12 protein-coding genes and 8 pseudogenes are annotated in these 19,282 nt (G+C 58.0%); 8 read left to right on the top strand and 12 right to left on the bottom strand.

The window, feature by feature from the left end; genetic code table 11:
- Positions 1-16 precede the first annotated feature (16 nt).
- The 3 genes from NKH37_RS32385 to NKH37_RS32395 are packed head-to-tail and all read right to left on the bottom strand — an operon-like array spanning position 17 to position 2,843.
- Complete coding sequence (locus NKH37_RS32385; RefSeq protein WP_352814072.1) at positions 17-631, bottom strand: short chain dehydrogenase; 615 nt, start codon at positions 629-631, stop codon at positions 17-19.
- A 25-nt stretch (positions 632-656) separates the two neighbouring features.
- Complete coding sequence (locus NKH37_RS32390; protein WP_352814074.1) at positions 657-1,538, bottom strand: dihydrodipicolinate synthase family protein; 882 nt, start codon at positions 1,536-1,538, stop codon at positions 657-659.
- A gap of 18 nt (positions 1,539-1,556) precedes the next feature.
- The gene (locus tag NKH37_RS32395) at positions 1,557-2,843 is read right to left on the bottom strand and encodes an NAD(P)/FAD-dependent oxidoreductase (RefSeq protein ID WP_352814076.1); all 1,287 of its coding nucleotides are present in this window, start codon (positions 2,841-2,843) and stop codon (positions 1,557-1,559) included.
- A gap of 207 nt (positions 2,844-3,050) precedes the next feature.
- Between NKH37_RS32395 and NKH37_RS32400 the strand changes: the two genes are divergently transcribed.
- The 3 genes and pseudogenes from NKH37_RS32400 (at position 3,051) to NKH37_RS32410 (ending at position 7,187) form a co-directional block, all read left to right on the top strand.
- Positions 3,051-3,959, top strand: coding sequence for a LysR substrate-binding domain-containing protein (locus NKH37_RS32400; RefSeq protein WP_353042352.1), 909 nt, complete (start codon positions 3,051-3,053; stop codon positions 3,957-3,959).
- Positions 3,960-4,677: 718 nt separating this feature from the next.
- Positions 4,678-6,177: pseudogene (locus NKH37_RS32405) on the top strand (trimethylamine methyltransferase family protein); the annotation flags it as partial.
- Positions 6,178-6,449: 272 nt separating this feature from the next.
- Positions 6,450-7,187, top strand: a complete 738-nt coding sequence (locus NKH37_RS32410) for an SDR family NAD(P)-dependent oxidoreductase (RefSeq protein ID WP_352813835.1) — start codon at positions 6,450-6,452, stop codon at positions 7,185-7,187.
- Between the two features lie 616 nt (positions 7,188-7,803).
- On the opposite strand, the gene NKH37_RS32415 is transcribed toward NKH37_RS32410, so the two are convergent.
- Complete coding sequence (locus tag NKH37_RS32415; protein WP_353042354.1) at positions 7,804-7,989, bottom strand: hypothetical protein; 186 nt, start codon at positions 7,987-7,989, stop codon at positions 7,804-7,806.
- A 537-nt stretch (positions 7,990-8,526) separates the two neighbouring features.
- Here NKH37_RS32415 and NKH37_RS32420 point away from each other — a divergent pair.
- Positions 8,527-9,777 (top strand): diaminobutyrate--2-oxoglutarate transaminase, encoded by a 1,251-nt coding sequence (locus NKH37_RS32420; protein ID WP_352813829.1) that lies wholly within the window; start codon positions 8,527-8,529, stop codon positions 9,775-9,777.
- 645 nt (positions 9,778-10,422) lie between these two features.
- Positions 10,423-10,638: pseudogene (locus tag NKH37_RS32425) on the top strand (transposase domain-containing protein); the annotation flags it as partial.
- A gap of 133 nt (positions 10,639-10,771) precedes the next feature.
- Here NKH37_RS32425 and NKH37_RS32430 read toward each other — a convergent pair.
- Positions 10,772-12,865 carry a prolyl oligopeptidase family serine peptidase gene (locus tag NKH37_RS32430; protein WP_352813827.1) on the bottom strand — a complete coding sequence of 698 codons (2,094 nt, stop codon included), beginning with the start codon at positions 12,863-12,865 and terminating at the stop codon, positions 10,772-10,774.
- An 823-nt stretch (positions 12,866-13,688) separates the two neighbouring features.
- Here NKH37_RS32430 and NKH37_RS34135 point away from each other — a divergent pair.
- Positions 13,689-13,763: pseudogene (locus NKH37_RS34135) on the top strand (ATP-binding protein); the annotation flags it as partial.
- A 50-nt stretch (positions 13,764-13,813) separates the two neighbouring features.
- Here NKH37_RS34135 and NKH37_RS32445 read toward each other — a convergent pair.
- Positions 13,814-14,011: pseudogene (locus NKH37_RS32445) on the bottom strand (ATP-binding protein); the annotation flags it as partial.
- A gap of 218 nt (positions 14,012-14,229) precedes the next feature.
- Between NKH37_RS32445 and NKH37_RS32450 the strand changes: the two are divergent.
- Positions 14,230-14,951, top strand: a pseudogene (locus NKH37_RS32450) (transposase); the annotation flags it as partial.
- 31 nt (positions 14,952-14,982) lie between these two features.
- Here NKH37_RS32450 and tnpC read toward each other — a convergent pair.
- The 3 genes and pseudogenes from tnpC to NKH37_RS32465 form a co-directional block, all read right to left on the bottom strand.
- Positions 14,983-16,594 (bottom strand): annotated as a pseudogene (gene tnpC, locus NKH37_RS32455) (IS66 family transposase).
- Between the two features lie 76 nt (positions 16,595-16,670).
- Entirely contained in the window at positions 16,671-17,015 is a 345-nt protein-coding gene (tnpB, locus tag NKH37_RS32460; RefSeq protein WP_353042357.1) for an IS66 family insertion sequence element accessory protein TnpB, read from the bottom strand.
- Positions 17,012-17,398 carry a transposase gene (locus tag NKH37_RS32465; protein ID WP_352611277.1) on the bottom strand — a complete coding sequence of 129 codons (387 nt, stop codon included), beginning with the start codon at positions 17,396-17,398 and terminating at the stop codon, positions 17,012-17,014. Before NKH37_RS32465 ends, tnpB begins: the two co-directional genes overlap by 4 nt.
- Positions 17,399-17,465: 67 nt before the next feature.
- On the opposite strand from NKH37_RS32465, the pseudogene NKH37_RS34140 reads away from it, so the two are divergent.
- Positions 17,466-17,570 (top strand): annotated as a pseudogene (locus tag NKH37_RS34140) (IS30 family transposase); the annotation flags it as partial.
- Between the two features lie 474 nt (positions 17,571-18,044).
- Here NKH37_RS34140 and NKH37_RS32475 read toward each other — a convergent pair.
- From NKH37_RS32475 to NKH37_RS32485, 3 genes and pseudogenes are all read right to left on the bottom strand, one after another.
- Positions 18,045-18,206, bottom strand: coding sequence for an IS3 family transposase (locus tag NKH37_RS32475; RefSeq protein ID WP_352813825.1), 162 nt, complete (start codon positions 18,204-18,206; stop codon positions 18,045-18,047).
- A 371-nt stretch (positions 18,207-18,577) separates the two neighbouring features.
- Positions 18,578-18,703, bottom strand: a pseudogene (locus NKH37_RS32480) (IS6 family transposase); the annotation flags it as partial.
- A 97-nt stretch (positions 18,704-18,800) separates the two neighbouring features.
- Positions 18,801-19,282, bottom strand: a 482-nt coding sequence (locus NKH37_RS32485; protein WP_353042361.1) for a M24 family metallopeptidase, incomplete at its 5' end; no start/stop codon positions are given.

Raw genomic sequence — 19,282 nt, forward strand, 5'->3', positions numbered from 1 at the left:
GTCATTGCTGGGGACCTTAGGCGTCTCTGACCCAGCCCATGCGATAGACCCGGCCCGTTTGGCCGCCCTCGACGCTCTTGACGTAGCCAAGCGCCACCTCTCTCACCGGCATCGTCACGGTGCCAGGAAAGAAGTCGCCGTAGAGGTGAACCGATTCCTGTACGAGAGTCGGACTGACCAGATTGATCCGCACTCCCCGTTCAAGCTCGATCGCCGCACTACGTACAAAGCCGTCCAGGGCCCCATTGACCAACGCAGCTGAGCTTCCCTGCCGGATTGGATCTTCGTTGGTCAGACCGGAGGTCAAAGTGAATGCCCCATTGTCATTGATGTGCTTGAGACCTCTCACGACGAGATTGACCTGCCCCATCAACTTACTGCGTAACCCTATTTCGAACTGTTCATTCGTGAATTCTTTGAGGGGGGCATAGTGCACCGCGCCTGCTGTGCAAACTAACGCGTCAAATGCACCAACCTTATCAAATAGGTGGTCGATAGAATCCGGTTCCGCGATGTCGAGCTGGAATGAACCGCTTGTTCGTCCGACCGCTACAACATCGTGCCGCTTGACGAGTTCGGCCGCCACAGCCGACCCAATCACCCCGGTCGAACCAACTAGAACAATTCGCAATAGAGACCTCTCAGATCAAGGGCCGCTAAGAGGCGACCGTAAACAGCAGAGCAAGCGCGGCGCAGAGCGCCATCTCTTGCTCGGCCGAGAGTTTTGCCAGTGGCTTGCGGACGTTTCCGGTTCCGAATCCACGCAGTTGCGCGGCTCTGAGAACAGACGGGGTATACGGTGCCCGCCAGATGAAAAGCAGCGAGGGCAGCATGCGTTGCCAAAGTGCCAGCGCCGGCTCGAAATTCTTAGCTGTCACGAGGTTGTACAGCTCGACTGCCTCGTGCGGCATGTAGTTTGCTGCGCCCCAAATAACGCCGCGCGCGCCCGCCATCAGGGCATAGAGGGTCGTTGTGTCGCAGCCATTTAGCACAGTGCCTTTCGTCTGCAGATACTCCTGATGCACGGTGAAGTCGCCGGCACTATCCTTGATGTAATTGAAATTCCTAAGACCGGTGAGTCGGTCAAAGAGCTGTGGCGAGACCGATATGCCGGTGGCCTGCGGGATGTTGTATCCGACAATGTCGACGCCGACGGCCGCGTCGATTTCTTTGTAGAAGTTAAAAATTCCATCTTCGTCGGACGGCCCTTCCAGATAAGGTGGCAAAACCATAAGCGCGTCCGCGCCAACCGATTCAGCTTGCCGTGAACGACGGATAACTTCATCCATATTGAGGGCGGATGTCTGGCAGATAGTGTTGCAACGGCCAGCGATGCGCTTCGCCCCCAGTTCGTAGAGCCGGTTGCATTCAAATTCAGTCAGGTAAGGGTGCTGGCCTGTGCCGGCGCCAAGAACCAGGCCGTGAACTCCCGCCGATACGTATTTCTCGATCAGGTCCTCGAAGAGACCGTAGTCGATTGCCCCGTTTCCGTCGAACGGGGTCTGCATTGCAAGATTGATTCCCTTTAGGTCCGCCATTTACCGTTCCTCTTAGTGTTAAACTTCAGCGCCCGCTTGCTTGAAACGGAGTGCCGTGACGAACCGGACGCCCATTGATGTGACAAGTCTTGGGTATGTCCTGCTCGGAGTAGCCCGCGTCTTCAGGATATTGATGACAGACGACGATTGCCCCGTGGCCATTTCAGCTATTGCCTTGCCAAAGGCGGCCCCTCGAGCGACGCCGGTTCCATTACAAAAGGCGGCACCGTAGACGTTCTCCGCTAACTCGCCGAACACCATTCCGCCATTTTGCGCAAGCGTGAGCAGACCCCCCCAGCTGGCCTCGAAACCCATTGAAGAAAGCCCAGGCCATCGACGGTCAAATGCTACCTGCTGTTGGGCTCGCGCTCTCAGGACATCTTGTTTCGTTGTCTTGAAATTCATCGCGTACGAATACACGTTTCTAAGAAAAAGACGGTTGTCGGCTGTGCGCCGTACCGTCGTCCCAAAGCTGTCGGCTGGAATGAGCCCGTAGGCTCTCTTGTTGCCCACTTGGGAAAGCTCACTATCGGTGAGCTGTCGAGTCATGCTCGCAAAAGTGTAAAGTGGTATGGCGCTGTTGTCGAAAAAGCCGAACTTCGTCAAATATCCTGATGCGCAGATGATGACCTTCGATGCCTTGATTGTTCCGGCGGGCGTCTCGCAGATATGCTTCGGTACGCCGAATTGTACCGCCACAATGGGAGTGTTTTCATGGACGGTAACGTTCGTGGGGAGGCTTTTCACAGCGTTTTTGAGATATTTCGCCGGCTGCAGCAGAATGGTGCCGGGTTGGTGCAGAGCTTTGATATAGTGCTTGCTGCCGGTGATCGCTTGGATTTCGGGGGTCTCAACCCAACTGTAGTTCTGCCCTAGTTTGTCGAGCGCCTTCGAAAAGCGGTGCAGGTCCTTCACACCGTGTGACGTGGCCGCGCTGTGGTATTTTCCCTGTGGGTCCCAGTCGCACTGCACCCCATGCTCTTCCACCGCGCTTCGGATGTAGGCGATCCCCTCCAGGTTAACGAACAGCTCTTCTCTGTTCCCCTTGATGTCTTCGACGAAATCGCGCTTTCGGGGATTGTGCGCTAGATCGATGACAAACCCCATGCACCGCCCGGATGCATTGTCCCCGATGCGGCCGGCGTCGACCAGGACGATGGAAGATTGCGGGTTGAGCTCAGCATATCGACGAGCGGCATGCAGCCCCATCCAGCCGCCGCCAATGACCAAGCAGTCGCATACGACATCGCCCGATTGTGGCACTAGTGCCAGCTCCGGTCCTGCCGTTGTGTACCAGCCGGACATTGTCGGCTCTGGATGTGGCGGCGTGACCACGATCCGCTGTCTCGTTGTTTGATTGAATGAGTTCACTGCCAACCTCGCACGTTGAACGCGGTGCCGGCGACGTGGTTCGCGCCCACCGCTCGCTCTGGCGTCGTACCCCGTCTGAGATAGACGATGTGTCGTCGGTTCCGTAGACGGAAAAGATAGCATCTGATATAGACTCGCTTCATGTCGAAGCTTCGCGATCATGTACCCTCAACGCACTCGCTCTTTGTCTTTGAAGCGGCTGCTCGAACCTTGAGTTTCAAGACTGCAGCGGGTGAGCTCAATGTAACGCAACCAAGCGTTTCGCACTCGATCAAGACATTCGAGAAGCATTGCGGAACCCCACTCTTTGTCCGAGATAATCGAGGAGTGCAGCTGACGCAGGCCGGGAGGCTCCTCTATGAGGAGGTGCGCACCAGCTTCCGCCGCCTGGAACAGCGCCTGGAGACCATCTCCGATCGCGGACCGAAGTACGTCACTTTTGCGGCTTCGACATCTCTAGCAGCACATTGGCTGGCGCCTCAGCTCTATCATTTCCAGGAAGAGCACCCCGACGTTAGGATCAAGGTTGTCGCGACCGATCGAGACGTCGAGCCGGATCATGAGATCGATGTCTCGGTGTTGGTACGGCCCCGAGATTTTGAGAGCGTGAACAGTAGGTTCGTTTGCGACGAGATCATTTTTCCTGTCTGCTCACCCGCTTATCTTCTGTCGCACTCCGCTCCGCAAACCGTGGATGATCTTGTTCATCATCAGTTAATTCACTCATCGGATGCTTTTCGCAAGCGAATGGGTTGGCCTGAGTGGGTTGAATTGGCAGGCGGCGATCCCAGCGACATCAAACCCAATATCGTTTTCAACGATTACCAGCTAACACTTCAAGCGGCTCTGGCTGCTGAAGGAATAGCGTTGGGGTGGTCTTTGACCGCTCAGCACCTACTCAAAACTCGCCTGCTGATCAGGCCATTCGCGACTGAGATCAAGACTGACCGCGCCTTCTTCCTATTGGCGAACGAGGATGAAAGCAAAAACAAAAAATGCAAGGTTCTGGTGGACTGGTTCCTCGCCCAGTCTCAGGATTTGCGCTGTTAGCCCGCCCTAGCCGCGGCAACGCGAGAGCCCCCTCGCCCGCATCGCGTGCTCTCCATACCGCCTGAGGATGGCGATCTCGACCAAGCACGTACCGATCTGAGCTTTCACTCACCTCGGGTGGCGGGGCGGCTGCCCCGGCGGCGCGATTGATCAGTGCTCGCACCCGCTCTCGACTGAGAGGCGTTTCTCGACCTACACACCGCATTCGCAACTGGCCCCGACCTTCAGGTCCTGGTCAATCTGTCTTCGCGTTACCGGATTAGACCATAAGCCGACAGCCTGAACCCGAACGTGTGTCTGACCCGCCTCCGGGTCCTGACGCCTGATCCTGGAACGTAGCAATCTCCAAATAGACCTAGATATACACTGTGTTAAGGGCCGCAAAAACTTATAGGCGTTGTCAGGACGGTCGTTTGAACCCTTATCACAATAGCATCGCCAAAGGGGCGGAGTTGATGCGCATGCACTGTGGATAGCCGCGAGATCAGCTTACAGGAGGATAGACGTCCGATGCGGTGGTAAATGACGCCTCTGTGGCCTCCCCAGGTATAAACTGGGTTTAAGACCGGCGAAACCTTTTGTGACTTTTCGGAACAATAGCTGGGTCTTATTATCAATGGTAGCGGTTCCCGCGGCCGGGTGGCGAACCTCTTGTGCCCCCTTTTTGAGAAGATACGATGATGGATGTTGATATTCCCGTAGTCGGCGCCGCGGGGGGCGCTCGTCGGTTGTGGCCGCTCGGGAGGCGGAGAAGAGGCCTCGTGTCGCGACGATCAAGTATGGCATTCGACCCGTCGAGGTCGTTTCCGTGGAGCAGTTAGAGCGCATTCACCAGGCTTCACTTGCGATCCTGCGCGAGATCGGGATCGAATTCAGGGACGAGCCTGCTCTCAGGCAATGGAAGGAGGCCGGCGCCGACGTGCAGGGTCAGCGCGTGCGCCTTGAGGGCGAGATGGTTATGGAACTCATCTCCAAGGGCCCTTCGCGTTTTGGAATGACCTCTCGGGATCCCTCACAGCGTTTCGAGATCGCGCCAGACACAATGACCTTCGGCGCCATGCAGGGCGCGCCAAACATTCGCGATCTTCAGGGTGTGCGACGCGCATCCACGATCGAGGATCTGCGAAACATGAACCGGCTGACGCAGATGCTGCCCGGGTTCCATATCGCGGGCGGGTTCACATGCGAGCCGACCGATATCGCTGTTCCCTGGCGCCATCTGCACATCAACCATTCGAGCCTAGTGGAAACGAACATGCCCTTCTTCGGTCTGACGACCGGGCAGCAGCGTGCCGAGGACTCGATCGCCATGGGGCAGATCGTCCACGGCAAGGCATTTATGGATCAGAACGCGGTGATGCTCGGTCATGTGTCCGGAAACTCGCCGCTGGTCTGGGATTCGACCATGCTGGAAGGGCTCCGCGCTTTCGTTGAGGCGAACCAGGTTGTGCTGCTGTCCCCCTTCGTCCTCGGCGCGGCCAATACGCCTGCCGACATTCCGGCTACAATCGCCCAGTTGAACGCCGAGGCGCTCGCAGCGCTTGCCTACACACAACTGGTGAGGCCCGGCGCCAAGATGATTTATGGGCAGTACTCAGTGTCGGTATCGATGCGCAGTGGCGCTCCGATGTCCGGCATGCCCGAAGTCACCCTGATCAACGCCGTCATCGGCCAGCTGGCAAGGCGATATGGCTTGCCGTGGCGAACGACCGCATCCCAGTCCTCGGCCAAGACCTTCGATGCTCAGTCCGGTTACGAGTCCGCAATAGCGTACATGTCAGGGGCAAGCGCGTGCGCCAACCTGATGATGCATGCCGGCGGCTGGGATGAGGCCGGTCTCGTCTGCTGCATGGCCAAGTTCGTCGCCGATGCGGAGCAGAACCTGCTGATCGAGAAATACGCGCGCGGCATATCCTTCGAGCATTTCGAGGACGCTCTCGAAGCAGTACGCCGGATCGGTCCTGGGGGCCACTATCTCGGAGATTCTTTCACGCTCAAGCGCTTCAAGGACGCATTCTTCACACCAGAGATCCTCGATTACCTCAGTTATGAGCAGTGGAAGGTCAAAGGCTCCAAGGACATGGCGCAACGCTGCCGAGAGAAGGCCGCGTCGATCATCGCAAGCTACGAACAGCCGCCAATGGATCCGGCTGTGCGCGAGGAACTCGATGCCTACGTGGCGAAACGACAGGAGGACATTTCCCCAAGCCTTGCCTGAGAGAATTTGAGAACTGAAAAACAACGGGGCAGAGAAAGTTGGCCGACGCTTCCACAGTGGTTTTTACTTGTGTATCCACATGAACTGCACACCATAGGCATATCTCAGGGAGTTAAACTTCGATGCCTTTTACAAGTTGAATTGCACCGATCCGGACAGGCTGGCGGCACATCGCAGACCGGTTCCGGTCGACGTTAGCAATTGCTGAGCACACGCGCATCTTGCGTCTTTGGTTCTCCGGCGCATCCGTTTAGCGATGGAAAGACAGTTCGATGAAAAGATTTGAGGGAAAGGTAGCACTTGTAACGGGCGGGCGTAGCGGCATCGGTCTCGCGACCGCGCGACGTCTTACGGCCGAAGGTGCGCGCGTCTTTACCGCGCAACGAGGTGACGATCAGGAATTTGAGGCGATCACTATCGATTTCACGGGTCCGGCGGGCGCAGCTCAGGCCATCGATAAGGTTATTGTCCGAGCGAAGCGACTAGATGTCCTGGTGAACAACGCCGGAATGATGCAGGAGGCACTCGTCGAAGACATGAGCCTGGCGGATTGGGAGCGCACGATTGCCGTCAATCTGACTACGCCATTCGTGCTGATTAAAGCGGCAATGCCCCATTTGCGGTCCTCTGGCGGCACGATCGTAAATGTCGGCTCGATTGAAGGACTGGGGTCCAACCCGAAACATGCCGCATATTGCGCCTCGAAAGCAGGCCTCCACGGTCTCACCCGTGCGGTCGCGATTGACCATAGCGCCGAAGGCGTCCGTTGCAATGCAGTCGCTCCTGGCTGGATAGACACCGACCTGAATGTGGAGTTCATCGAGAGCATGTCTGATCCGAAAAGCTTTCGCCAGCAGATCGGTAAGATCCACCCAGTCGGGCGTACGGGGAAACCGGAAGAAGTCGCGAGCCTGATTGCGTGGCTAGCTTCACCCGAGTCCTCCTTTGTCACCGGCCAAGTGTGGACTATCGATGGAGGCCGAATGGCGATGCTCAGCCTGCCCCAGTAGCGCCCCGCAGTTTGGGAATTCGAACCTCAATCTGCGCATTAGAGGTATCTGAGTTGGGCTAACTTCTTTGATGTTGCGTCAAGTGTTGCGGCGGACAGCCAAATTCCAGGCCGGGCCGAGGACCTGAGACCGTTATCTCTTCCGATGCCCAGGTTGCTGATCCAAAGGCACTGTGCCGGCCTGAAAACATCACTATAGGTGGACACTGCGGCCAGGGCCTCACTTCTCGCCCGACCGGCAGACCCCGGCGGCGTTCGCCGAGGTCGTCACCGCAGCCGGCTCCGAGGCTGCGCTCGATGTGGGCCTCGCGTCTGCGCCGGTTGCTCAACTCGGGCCCGCCGGCGAACGTGAGCGCTATTCGTATTCCACCAAGACAACCAAAGCAGCTAGACCCCTTGGTATCGCGGCTTTTCGAAGACCTCCTGATCCTCAGCGCGGCGGAAGCAAGATTGAAGTAGCTTGGAAGGGACTTTCCGGTTTCGTATCAAGTTGGTTAGTGCCTTGGGACGAAAGCGCAAGTAGCAAACCGAACAAGGGGGTCGTAATCAAAAGCGTTAAAATCGTCGCGCATCTCTCTTCTGAGAAACTATCAGTTTGGAAAACTACCTTAAGCCTATCAAACATATTTGACCGTCAAGAACGAGAGCGCGGTGCCTGCCGCAGGGACAACCCATACCTTGTCGTGCTGCTTAGCGAGTTTGTCAAGGATCAAGACCTCTGTACCGCCCCAGCCGATCGCTTTGCCCTGGGGCAACGGCGTCACATTGCCATCTTCTGCAAAAGCTATAACCAATATTATCATCCCTCAGTGTTCTTGATGAATGAGACAGCGAACTCCTTTCGACGCCCCTGGCGCGCAAAACTGTGTGCTGCTGCGCCAAACCTTGTCGCCAATTTAGCTCATAATCGCGCGCCGGACCAAAAGCCGGATTGCGCAACTCAGCCTCAATATCCCGCCTCGCATGAGCAAGCACACTGCTGTCGGGTCAGCGCGCCGGCACCCACCACTTCCTTGACAATGATCGCTTCTCCCCTTGGGATCTATAAAATGCGTTTATGTCTAGCGGTTTTTTTTTGGCTAGCGTTTAGCAGCATGTTTTGCCAAAACCAGCCTAGGCTTTGCTCTGGGCCGTTCGCAAATATGCCCCCTAAAAGCTCGCGTGCTAACTTTTCAAGCATGTGGTGGCTCACAGGATGAGGCCCGCGAATGCTTACGAGCGGCTAAGTCAAAAATGGACTGCCGTCATCTGGGTAGGTGATGTCAGCATTGTCAACGTAACAACCATATCCGTTTGTAAGGCGTCTGAGCCTATACAAGAAGCAATTAAGGGGTGACCAAATGAGAAACACTAACGTCTTTGAACGGATGGAATCGAATGTTCGTATGTACCCTCGGGATGTACCGATGGTGTTCGATACTGCGGTTGGCGCACGTATTAAGGCGGAAGATGGTCGCGAATACATCGATTTTTTCGCCGGGTCTGGCGCTCTTAATTACGGGCACAACGACCCCCGCATGCGAGATGCCCTTGTGCAGTATCTAAATCATAACGGCGTGACCCATGGCCTTGATCTTCATACGACTATGAAGCGCCGCTTCCTTGAGACCATTGAACGCCAGCTTTTTGAGCCCCGGGGCTGGGACTATAAGGTGCAGTTCACGGGCCCGACCGGGGCGGATGCGGTTGAGGCAGCGCTTAAACTGGTACGGAAAGCGACAGGACGTTCAAAGGTGGTGTCGTTCTATGGCGCTTTTCACGGTATGACGCTAGGTGCGCTGTCTATCAGTGGCAATATCCGCAAACGTGGTAACAGCGTGTTACCTGATCACGTCATTTTCGTTCCGTACGAAGATAGCCCGCACGGGGCGTTCGATTCGATGGCGTACCTCGAAAGGATGGTTAATGACCAAGGTAGCGGGACAGAACTGCCTGCCGGTGTCATTTTAGAGTCAATCCAGATACAAGCCGGCGTGTACGCGGCGTCGAACGATTTTCTTCAGCGACTTCGCAAATGGACCAAGGATAACGGCATTGCTCTTATTCTCGATGAAATCCAAACAGGGTGTGGACGAACGGGAGATTTTTTTGGCTTTGAGCAATCTGGGATCAAGCCGGACATTATCACTTGTGCGAAATCTATCAGCGGCTACGGACTTCCCATGGCGATTGTGCTGATTGATCCTGAATGGGATGCCTGGGAGCCAGGAGAGCATACCGGGACGTTCCGTGGAAATCAGCTGGCGTTCCTTACGGCCCAAATTGGACTTGATTATTGGAGCGATCCGGCATTTCTAAGTCTTATACGCACAAATGCCCAAACAATGGAGAACGCGGTGGTCGGGCTCGGTGACAAGCAGGGTATCGTTGCGACTAGATGTCACGGCTTGATTGCAGCTATCGATTTTGGCCGAGGCAATGGCGGACTTACGCGAGCCGCTCAACAACGCGCCATCTCAGCGGGATTAGTTGTTGAGCGATGCGGTCCAGATAGCGAGATGCTTAAGCTCATGCCGCCTATCAATATAAACAATGATGACCTTGTTGAAGGGTTAAATATAATCTCTGACGCAATAGACCAAACGGTATAATTATTGCCAGCAGACCGGCAGTGAGTTTTGCGAATCCGAGCAAGTTGGCGGCAATTTTCGCGTAGCCCGTTGCGATGCGCCGCCACTGTTTGAGGTTGCATAACGGCCCCGATGCCCAGCGGTTATGCAGGCGATCTGGCCGCATCTGTGTTGGTGTTTGCGATGGCGCTGTGGAATGACCGGTTCGGTATGTCGAGCTGCTTGAGCGCTCATGTAAACAGGCCGGTATTTAGCGGCTTTTCACGATCCTGTTCATTGGGTCTTTGCCAACTTGCGGTGGCGCCCTGGGCGGTCCGTCATAGCATTACGGTCGATCAGGGCGAGACGACATGGCAGCAGGTAGAGTTCGCCGCTATCACCAGATTACCGCGGTGGGCAAGCAGGAGCGCTACGTTCGCAGGTTCTGACCTACAGACCTACATCCATGCGTTCGAAGAGAATCCGCCGGCCGATCACTCGCTGATCGACTGGAAGCTGGAACCAACTTGATCGGTCGAAGACCACGACGAAGGCCGCATGATTGGCACGTGCGCGTGCGCGCGGCGGGCAATATGATGACGTTGCGAACGAGTCGAGAACCTGCTTCGTCAGGAGGACGAACTCTTCCAGCATTGTGGCGAGGATCGTTAGCAGCGGCTCGACCAAAGGCGCAATTGGACCTTCGCCGGTTCCCAGCGCGGCGCCGACCGCGCCGCCGTCATGCTTACCCTCATCACCACGGCACGCCTCAACGACGTCGACCCGAAAGCTTGGCTCGCCGATGTCCTGGCCCGCATTGCCGATCTTCCCGCCTTGCGTCTGCACGAACTACTGCCCTGGAAATGGAAGCGCCTGCGCGAAGCCGAAAAGCCCGCCGCCTGACCTTCACGACAGGGTCCGAAAAAAACGCGACAGGAGCTTGACCTTAACAACCCCAATCAGAGAAGCCTGCTAGGGCCGCGTCGCGCATTTCAGTTTCCAAGGTCTCTACACAGTCATCTGGGGTAGAATCCGTTCAACTTCCTGAGCATCGGAGTTGGTCGAGCACCCAGGCAATGCGAAACGCTGCGTTCTCGGCAACGTCTGGCCCATGCGAGGCACCGCTGTGGCCGCCGACCTTCCGCACTCGGAAGACTAGTTTGGGGTCACGATCGGCAGCGCAGGAGCGGCGCTGCGCAACGTACCGAGCAGCCTGGTGGCAAAGCGCCTGGCTGTCATTAAGTGCGGTATCGACATACGTCGGTGGAAGCAAGCGATCAGCGCTGAGGTTGTAGTATGGGTCGTACGTGCGTAGATACCTATACTCCTGAAAGACGCGCGGGTTTCCGTACTCCACGGTTTCTTGAAAGGCGTATGGCATCGAAAAGTCCAGCTCGGTATCGAGGATATCGGCGAGTGGAACCTCGGCGAGCACAGCGCGGAACAAGTCGGGCCGCAACGCGGCTGCGGCAAGCACTGTACCTCCGCCAGCGCTCTTACCCTCAATCGCCACGCCATCCTGGCGAGCAAGCCCGCGCTTAACCAATCCCTCGGCAACGGCGATTAGGTCTGTGTAGGTAGTGCGCTTTTGATTGCCCATAGCCGCCTCATGCCACGGGCGGCCGAACTCACCGCCGCCACGTAAATGTACAAAACCGAACGCGACGCCCCGGTCGAGCAAACTCAAGCGGGCAGGGTTGAAAGAGGGCCAAATAGGCTTTCCGTAACACCCGTAAACCCGCAATATGACCGGCCCTGGGTTCACCCAGTCGTGTCGCGCTACCAGTGAGACCGGGATTTCCGCGCCATCTTCCGCCTGCACGATTAATACCGTTGCCGCATATTTAGCAGCGTCATAGCCTTGAACGCAGGCTCGGGATAGAAGCGTCGATCGGCAGCCGTCGAGATCGTACTCGATGACCGTGTTCGGTGTCACAAACGAACTGACCGAACATACCAGTGTCGCAGTGCGGAACGCATGCCGTGGAACTGAGTAGTAACCACGAGCTGACACCCCGACCGTTAGAGTACAACTTGCTTCGTCCGTAATGTGCGTAGCTCTGACGGACCCGTTCGCGTCTCGGGAGACTAACCGTGGCCGAAGGCCTTCTCGCTCAACTACGACTAAGTGGTGTTCGAGCACGTGGACCTCTTCAAGCGTCACGTCCGCTCGATGAGGTACAACCTCCTTCCAGTGGAAAGTTGATGGGTTGTCTATCGGTGCGCTTACTAGCCGCCGTCCCGGGCCAGTATCATTTACCCGGAAAACGAACCGATCCTTCCAGTGCTCCGCAAAAACTTCGAGAGCAAGTGCGCGTGTTACAATTCTACGCCACTCGCCCCTCGGATCGTCGGCGGGAAGACACCACACCTCCGCAGCCCCCTGCTGAACGGAATAGTTACAGGTCGTGATCACGTCGAGGAATAACCAGGCGCCGCTGTCAGAGCGGCGAACGCGGACATCAAGGAACTCGTTGGCCTCTTCGAATATCACTTCGGCTGTGCCGGTCTCAACAGCTAAGCGAACAACTTTGTCGCATCGCCTCGGTTCAATCCGCTCCCGTGCAAAAAAGAGTGTATTGCCGTCGGCCGCCCAAATTACATGTGCGGCACGTCCCGAGTCCCGCCAGACATCGCGGCCGCTCTCGATATCGCGCACTCTTAACTCGTGGCCCTCGTCACCGATGAGATCGAAGCTGAAGGCTAAATAACGTCCGTCGTCGCTCGGCTCGAAAACGCCGAGGGAATAGAAAACTTCGGCTCCCGGGATGGCATTCGGGTCCAATACAAGCTGGGCCGGGCCCCCCGTGACGGCCCGGCGCCACCAAGCTGGATGAAACAGGCCGCGCTCCGGCTTTTGGAAGTACTCGAAAGGCCCCAGCTGGAACTCAATTGCGTCCCCCTCGCAGGTCCGACGCCCTTCGATCTCGGCGATGAGCTCCGCTTTAAGATCCGTCAGGTGAGTTGTCGCTTGCTCTGCATAGTTGTTCTCGGCTTCCAGGTATGCGCAGACTTCGGGATGCTCCCATTCGCGAAGCCAACCATATCGATCCATCGTAACATCGTCGTGAAGGACCCTAATCCGTGGCTCGGAACGAGGAAGCGGCGGTTGTAAACGCTTGCCTTCCATCACGCCACCTCACATGAAGGCGAAAGAAGGTTAACCGCATTGGCCCTCGAATAGTATAGCTTTTGCATGAACAGTTCCTAGACGACGGCATGAAAACGCTCAGCGCCCATGCCAGGTGGGATTGCGTGACTGGGTGTAGGCAGTCGACCTGCCAAAGAGTCCAGCGAGTGCGAGGGATTCCCGCCGGTTCATCCTGCCTCCCTCTACTGCATGGGCGAAACTATCGAAGATCTAGGCGTAGGTTTTGGCTCGCAGATTAAAAGACTCATCTGAACCTCCGTTTCCTAGGCTAGGCGGCTATTCTCGGTGGCAGCTGCCTAAGATTCCGACGGTCTTATTACATGCGACGGTCATCATCTGGCCAGATCGTTTGCCTGCTCGATAGCGGCTTTGTTGAAGAAGTCGCTCTAGGCCATAAGCGCTGTTACTAGATCTCGATAGGACAACAAAATGCGCTTGAGAATTCTCAAAAACTTTTGCTGGTGTTAAACTCAATTCATATCAATCACCCAGAAAGACCAACTGGATCATAGAAGCGCTCACGGCACCCGCCCTATGGCTCGTCCAGAGCAATCTTCGACCGGCATGAGAGGGCCGAGCCGCCGACCTGGGTCGTGAACTGGACGCCGTTGGCGGTGAGTACCGTGTGGATCTCGTAGGAGACGGCATCCAGGCGGTGACGAAGGAAGTCGGCCGAGACCGCTGTCGTTGTCCTCTCGTGCAGACCGACAAAACCGAACTTCGAGGCCGGTCGTCGTTATAAAGTGACCGCGCGTTCGCACGCCCGCCCTGCCGCTGGATTGCCCACGGCGACACGCTCTTGTTGCTGGGGCCTCCGGGAACAGACAAAACCCATCTTGCTGTGAGCCTTGGTCGCGAGGCGATCCGGCAGAATTACAATGTCCAATTCGTCACTGCAGCCACGCTGGTGGTGATGTTGGCAAAAGCCCATGGCGACGTCGCCAGCTCCCTGATCTGTCCTGGGTCCACCGATGGCTGTGCGTCGAAGTCGAAGCCGTCGAGTTCGCGCACGAACGGGAACTGCGCGATCTTGCTCGACATGGAGATGCGCCGCTCGTCGCGCCGTCCGATCTCGCGCGACACCAGGAAAGCCAAGGCCTCGCGCAAGGTCATCTTCGAGCGGGCCAATCCAAAGCCTGAATCCTCGGTACCTTGCAGAAATTCAAGGTCGGCAATACCAGGGCGGCGCGTCTTTCCGTCTCTGCATTGTCGTAGGGATTGCCGCGCCGGCCCATGGAAACGACCAAGCCGTGGGCGGCAAGGTGATCGCGTTACCTGTCGCGGCATATTGGGCGGATTCAAAGCGGTCATCGCACCACTCTCAGGTTGGAGTTGCGACGAGCATTCGAAAGCGGCGATCGGCACGGTTTGGACGAGCGCCAATACCTTCACCAGGACGGCGGCCTTTGGCGGGGCGCGATGAACAGATTAGATTCTGGCGGGCGATCGCCGCGGGGCTGAGCAGCGAAGATGCTGCGCTCGAAGCCGGAGTGTCGCAGCGCGACAATCAGGGGTGAGGCAATACGGCGCTCACGTTGATTGCCGCGCCGCACAGATGGTTCCGAAAGCGGGCGGTATGCCACCAGCGATGTTCAGATCCTCGGCGAAGCCGCTCTCCGGGCGGTACCTGTCATTCGTGGAGCGCGAAGAGATCGCACTTCTCGGGGTACAGGGCCATTCCAAGCAGGAGATTGGGGGCCGGCTCGGTCGGGCCGCCTCGACAATCTCCCGTGAACCGCGGCGCAACGCGTGCCACCCGCAGCGGCGGGTTGGAGTATCGGGCCACGACTGCCCAGTGGCGTGCGGATCGATCAGCCCGTCGGCCCAAGCCGACCAAGCTTGCGTTCAACGCAACCTTGCGCACTTATGTGGAGGAGAGGCTTGCTGGCGTTGCCGTGGCCCCGGGCGGCGCTCCCGTTAATGGTCCCACCGTTCCGTGGAAGGGCCGCCGGCGTGGTCCGCGAAAGGATCGGCGATGGGCAGGGCCTGGAGCCCGGAGCAGATTCCCCGATGCTGGCCGATCGACTTCCCGGACGACAAGACGATGCGCATCAGCCACGAAAGCACGGCACCAACGAGAACACCAATGTAAGCGGTCAGCCGATAACGTCGATCTCGGATGCCGCCCATCCTTGAGTGATGCGGGTCAAGGTCTGCGAGAGCCAGTCGAGCGGATCGACGCTGTTCATTTTGCAGGTTTGCAGTAAGGTGGCTACCGTCGCCCAGGTTCGTCCACCGCCTTGGCTGCCGGCGAATAGACTATTCTTTCGCGTGATCGTCTGGGGCCTGATTGCACGCTCGACGATATTGGAGTCGATTTCGATGCGACCGTCCATCAGAAAGCGTTCCAGCGCCTCCCGCCGGGTGAGCGCGTAGCGGATCGCCTCGGCGGTTTTGGATTTTCCGGAGACCTTCCCCAGTTCCGCTTCCCATAGATCGAAGAGGCTCGCGACAATGGCCACGGACTTTTCCTGACGGAGCGCGGCGCGGCTTCCGGCATCCTTGCCGCGAACCTCGTCCTCGACCTTCCACAATTCGGTCATGGCGATGATCGAATCCGTCGCGGCCTGCGAGATCCCGCTGATGTGCAGGTCGTAGAATTTGCGCCGCAGGTGAGCCCAGCACCCGGCGAGCCGGATTGTTTCATTGCTGCCGGCTTTGGCCCGTGCCTTGACCAGGTTGGTATAGGCCGAGTAGCCGTCAACCTGCAGGATGCCGCTGAATCCAGCGAGATGACGCGCCACGCGATCCGCGCCTCGGCTGTCCTCAAAACGATAGGCAACCATTGGCGGACTGGTTCCGCCATAGGGTCGATCATCCCGTGCGTAGGCCCATAGCCAGGCTTTCGTGGTTTTCCCGGAACCGGGGGCAAGGGTGGGCAAGGTCGTCTCGTCGGCGAAGACCCTTTCGCCCTCCTTGACGCACTCGAGGATGTAATCGGCGAGCATCTGCAACTCGAAGCCCAGATGCCCCATCCCACTGCGCCATCAGCGACCGGCTGATCTCGACACCGTCGCGCAGATAGATCGTCTCCTGCCGGTAAAGCGGAAGGCCGTCGGCGTATTTCGACACGGCGATGTAGGCGAGCAGCCGCTCCGTCGGCAGGCCGCTTTCAACGATGTGCGCCGACGCCAGAGCCTGGACCACGCCGTCACGGCCCCGGAAAGCGTATTTGGGAAGGCGCGTGACGATGACCCGGAACTTCGGCGGCACGACGTCCAGCCGCTCGGATCGGTCCTCGCCGATCAGAACCTTTTCCAGCCCCTCGCAGTCGCCAGGGATTTCCGGCTCGATAACTTCCTCGATGCGTTCGAGGTGGGCAGCAAAACCCTTGCGCGGACGCGGCGCGCGCTTCGGCTTATTCCCGACCGCGCGGTCGAGTTCGCTCCGGATTTCCGAAAGGCCGGTCTCGACCTCTTCGAAGGCAAAGGAGGCCTGCTCGTCGTCGATGGCCAGGCGTAGCCGCTCGGAACGCGTGCCATGTTGCGTGCGCTGTAAAACTTTCAGGATCGACGTGAGATTGGCGATCCGCTCGTTGGCGCTCCTCTCGACGGCCTTCAGCCGGGCGACCTCCGCCTCGGATGCTGCGATCCGAGCTTCGGCGACTGCGATCCGGGCCTGGCTCGCAGCCTGCTCGCGAGCCATGGAAAGGATCATCGCCTTCAGCGCATCAACGTCGTCGGGAAGGGCAAGACCCGGTAGAACCATGGCAAGCAACAGAGCACAAAAACAGCCGCTTTCCCAACCGTTCCAGCCGCATGATTCATCTTGCCGCAGGCCGGTTTCAGCCCGTCGATAACGGCCGCCTGATCCTGGTCGGACGGATCTTTTTCCAGTCTAACCCGGCCAGAAGCGCCATCAGCTGGGCGTGGTCGAGACGCATGCGCGCGGCCGATATCGCAGACCAGCAGAAGCTGTGATCTTCCAGAGTCTTCGAATAAAGACAAACCCCGCTGCCGTCCCACCACACGATGCGAACCCGGTCCGCACGCTTCGAACGAAATACGTGAAGCGCCCCCGAGAACGGGTCCAGGCCGCCATCCCTGACCAGCGCCATCAAAGATGCCGCGCCCTTGCGGAAGTCGACCGGCTGGCACGACACGTAAACCACCACACCGGAAGCGATCATGCCTTGCGAACCGCGCGGATGATCCTCGCCAGGCGATCGGGATCAACATCGCCGCCGGCGCGCACCACGGCATCGCCAATGACGATTTCCACCATGTCGCTGCCCATCGCTTCAAAGCGCGTGAACTTCGCCGGCTTGCTCGCTCCCTCTGTCAGTGGCGCAACCATGCCCGACGAAAGCGCCTTGCGGCGCCATGCATAGAGCTGCGAGGGGTCCAGCCCCTCGGAACGCGCAACTGCCGACACATTACCCCCTGGCGAGAAGGCTTCGGCGACAAGCCGTGCCTTCTCTTCGTCCGACCGATGGCGCGGCTTGCGTCGGGACGGCACAGGCTCCGCCGTCAAAATCTCGAATGTTCGATGATGGCTCATACTGTCGCTCACAGGATTCTCCGCATGATTCATGCTGAAAATGAGCGATCAACCGCCTGCACGCTACGTGGGGATGCCTACGCGCTTACACACCAATGGGCTACTGCGTGAGTACTTCCCGAAAGGCACCGCCCTGAGCATTCACAGCGTCGCTAGCGGCTTTGACCGCCGCAGTCGAAGGACGCAAACCGCCACCCGGCTGCGTGCATCATTCCGATCGCGGATCACAAGGCGGATTCAAGCGATCGTCGATCGTCGCAACACCGATTGTGTTCACTCATGGCAGCAACTCGTCAAGCGCCTGCCGAGAAAGACCCTGGGTTGGAAACGCCGGCAACATGGTCGTCTGGCGCGGCATGACCCGCTTGCACGACATCGCCTTCCGCATCTCCATTGGATCAAGCCGACGATGTGGGTAATCGGAAGCTTCACCGGATGCGTACGCCGCGCGTCGATCGAGCGGCTGATGGCATATCTGACAACCCGCCGCGGCTAGGCATGCAGAACAACGGCAACATAGGCAAAGCCGGCCCAATGACGGTGTACATATGTGATGTCCGCTGCCCAGAGCTGATCGGGTCCATCGGAGATGATGTCCCGGGCGAGGTTCGGTGAGATCGGCTGATTGTGATCGCTATCCGTGGTCACCGTGTCTCGGCTAAAGGTCATGCTCGCCCATCAAGCGGCGGATCTTCTTGTGATTGACGATCATGCCTTTGTGCCGAAGGGCGGCACGGACACGACGCCAGCCATAGTGCTCGAACCCGTCGCAGATGGCAGATGGCGCAATTGCTTGGATGATCGCGGTGTCGTCTGCCAAGCGGCGCGGCTGGTCATAGAAGATCGTGCCGAGAGGCCCATCAGCCGGCATTCTTTGGCGACGGAGACCGCGGGAGCGGGGTGCCGCTGCGGCATCCTCATCGAGAGCGCCCGCCCGAAACTTCTCGACTCTATCCGGATCAGATTCCGTGAGATGTCGTGGCGCTTCGAGAGGGCCTGCAGGGACTCGCCGCCGAAATACTCCTGCGAAACTTGCCCTTAGGAATTCGATGTGGGTTCGGTGCTTTGCCATGGGCCTTCATCCTCTGAAAGCCCGGCTGCCCGGTCAATTAGCGAAAACCATCCTGTCCGGCCCGAAGGGTCCACTCCATCACGGGATCAAAATTGCACACCGAAACACAATCAGAGCCGCTTGATGCCCCATAGGCAAATTGTCTCCGACGAAGCCATGTTCCCGCACTCAAGCGGCATTTCCTCCACCAGACGCAGGCTCAAGGGGAACCTGTGGTAGAGCCGGACTGCATGTCGCGAACCGATGTAGCTTGCAGCTCAGGTTCAGGACCGCAGTGTTCATCCCATCTGACTCTGCCGCAATCCTGAACCCGAGTTAAGTTGATAACGCCCTGCCGGCCAATCATGCGCGATAGAGAGTGTGCGGTGTTTGACTAAGTATTTCCGCACCTCCTTCCCCAACCACGACTTGCTCGCTGCAACCACAAATGCGCCCGCTTTCGCCGAACAGCAGGATCGGCATATGGAAGATCATTCCGAGTTCGAGGACATCCGTAGCACCTGGCTCCAAGCTGAGGTTGCCACGCTCCGACCAATGGATGCCGGTTTGGTATCCAGTTCGGTGGCGAAAAACTTTGGGGCGCCCAGATCGCTCAATCACCTTGCGAGCGGCTGCATCCACGGCGCCCGCCGTCACTCCGGGCTTCATAACCTCAATTGCGGCTTCAAGAGCCTCCTCTGCGAGAGAATGAAGAGATTCTGTCTCCGGATTCCGACCAAGGACTGCAGTTCGGGCCAAGCCCGCGACATATCCGTGCTTTACCGCGCCGGTTTCCATTAAGGCGGGGTCGTTTTGTCTAAGCTTGTTGCGCGTTGGAGAGCCGT

The sequence above is a fragment of the Mesorhizobium sp. M1217 genome (genome assembly GCF_040318275.1).
Taxonomy (GTDB): domain Bacteria; phylum Pseudomonadota; class Alphaproteobacteria; order Rhizobiales; family Rhizobiaceae; genus Mesorhizobium.

Excerpts from the sequence above, each read along its gene's own strand:
- NKH37_RS32400 (WP_353042352.1), top strand. The coding sequence starts at position 3,051 with ATGTCGAAGCTTCGCGATCATGTACCCTCAACGCACTCGCTCTTTGTC.
- NKH37_RS32420 (WP_352813829.1), top strand. The coding sequence starts at position 8,527 with ATGAGAAACACTAACGTCTTTGAACGGATGGAATCGAATGTTCGTATG.
- NKH37_RS32390 (WP_352814074.1), bottom strand. The coding sequence starts at position 1,538 with ATGGCGGACCTAAAGGGAATCAATCTTGCAATGCAGACCCCGTTCGAC.
- NKH37_RS32430 (WP_352813827.1), bottom strand. The coding sequence starts at position 12,865 with ATGGAAGGCAAGCGTTTACAACCGCCGCTTCCTCGTTCCGAGCCACGG.
- NKH37_RS32395 (WP_352814076.1), bottom strand. The coding sequence starts at position 2,843 with ATGTCCGGCTGGTACACAACGGCAGGACCGGAGCTGGCACTAGTGCCA.
- NKH37_RS32415 (WP_353042354.1), bottom strand. The coding sequence starts at position 7,989 with ATGATAATATTGGTTATAGCTTTTGCAGAAGATGGCAATGTGACGCCG.
- tnpB (WP_353042357.1), bottom strand. The coding sequence starts at position 17,015 with ATGATCGCTTCCGGTGTGGTGGTTTACGTGTCGTGCCAGCCGGTCGAC.
- NKH37_RS32410 (WP_352813835.1), top strand. The coding sequence starts at position 6,450 with ATGAAAAGATTTGAGGGAAAGGTAGCACTTGTAACGGGCGGGCGTAGC.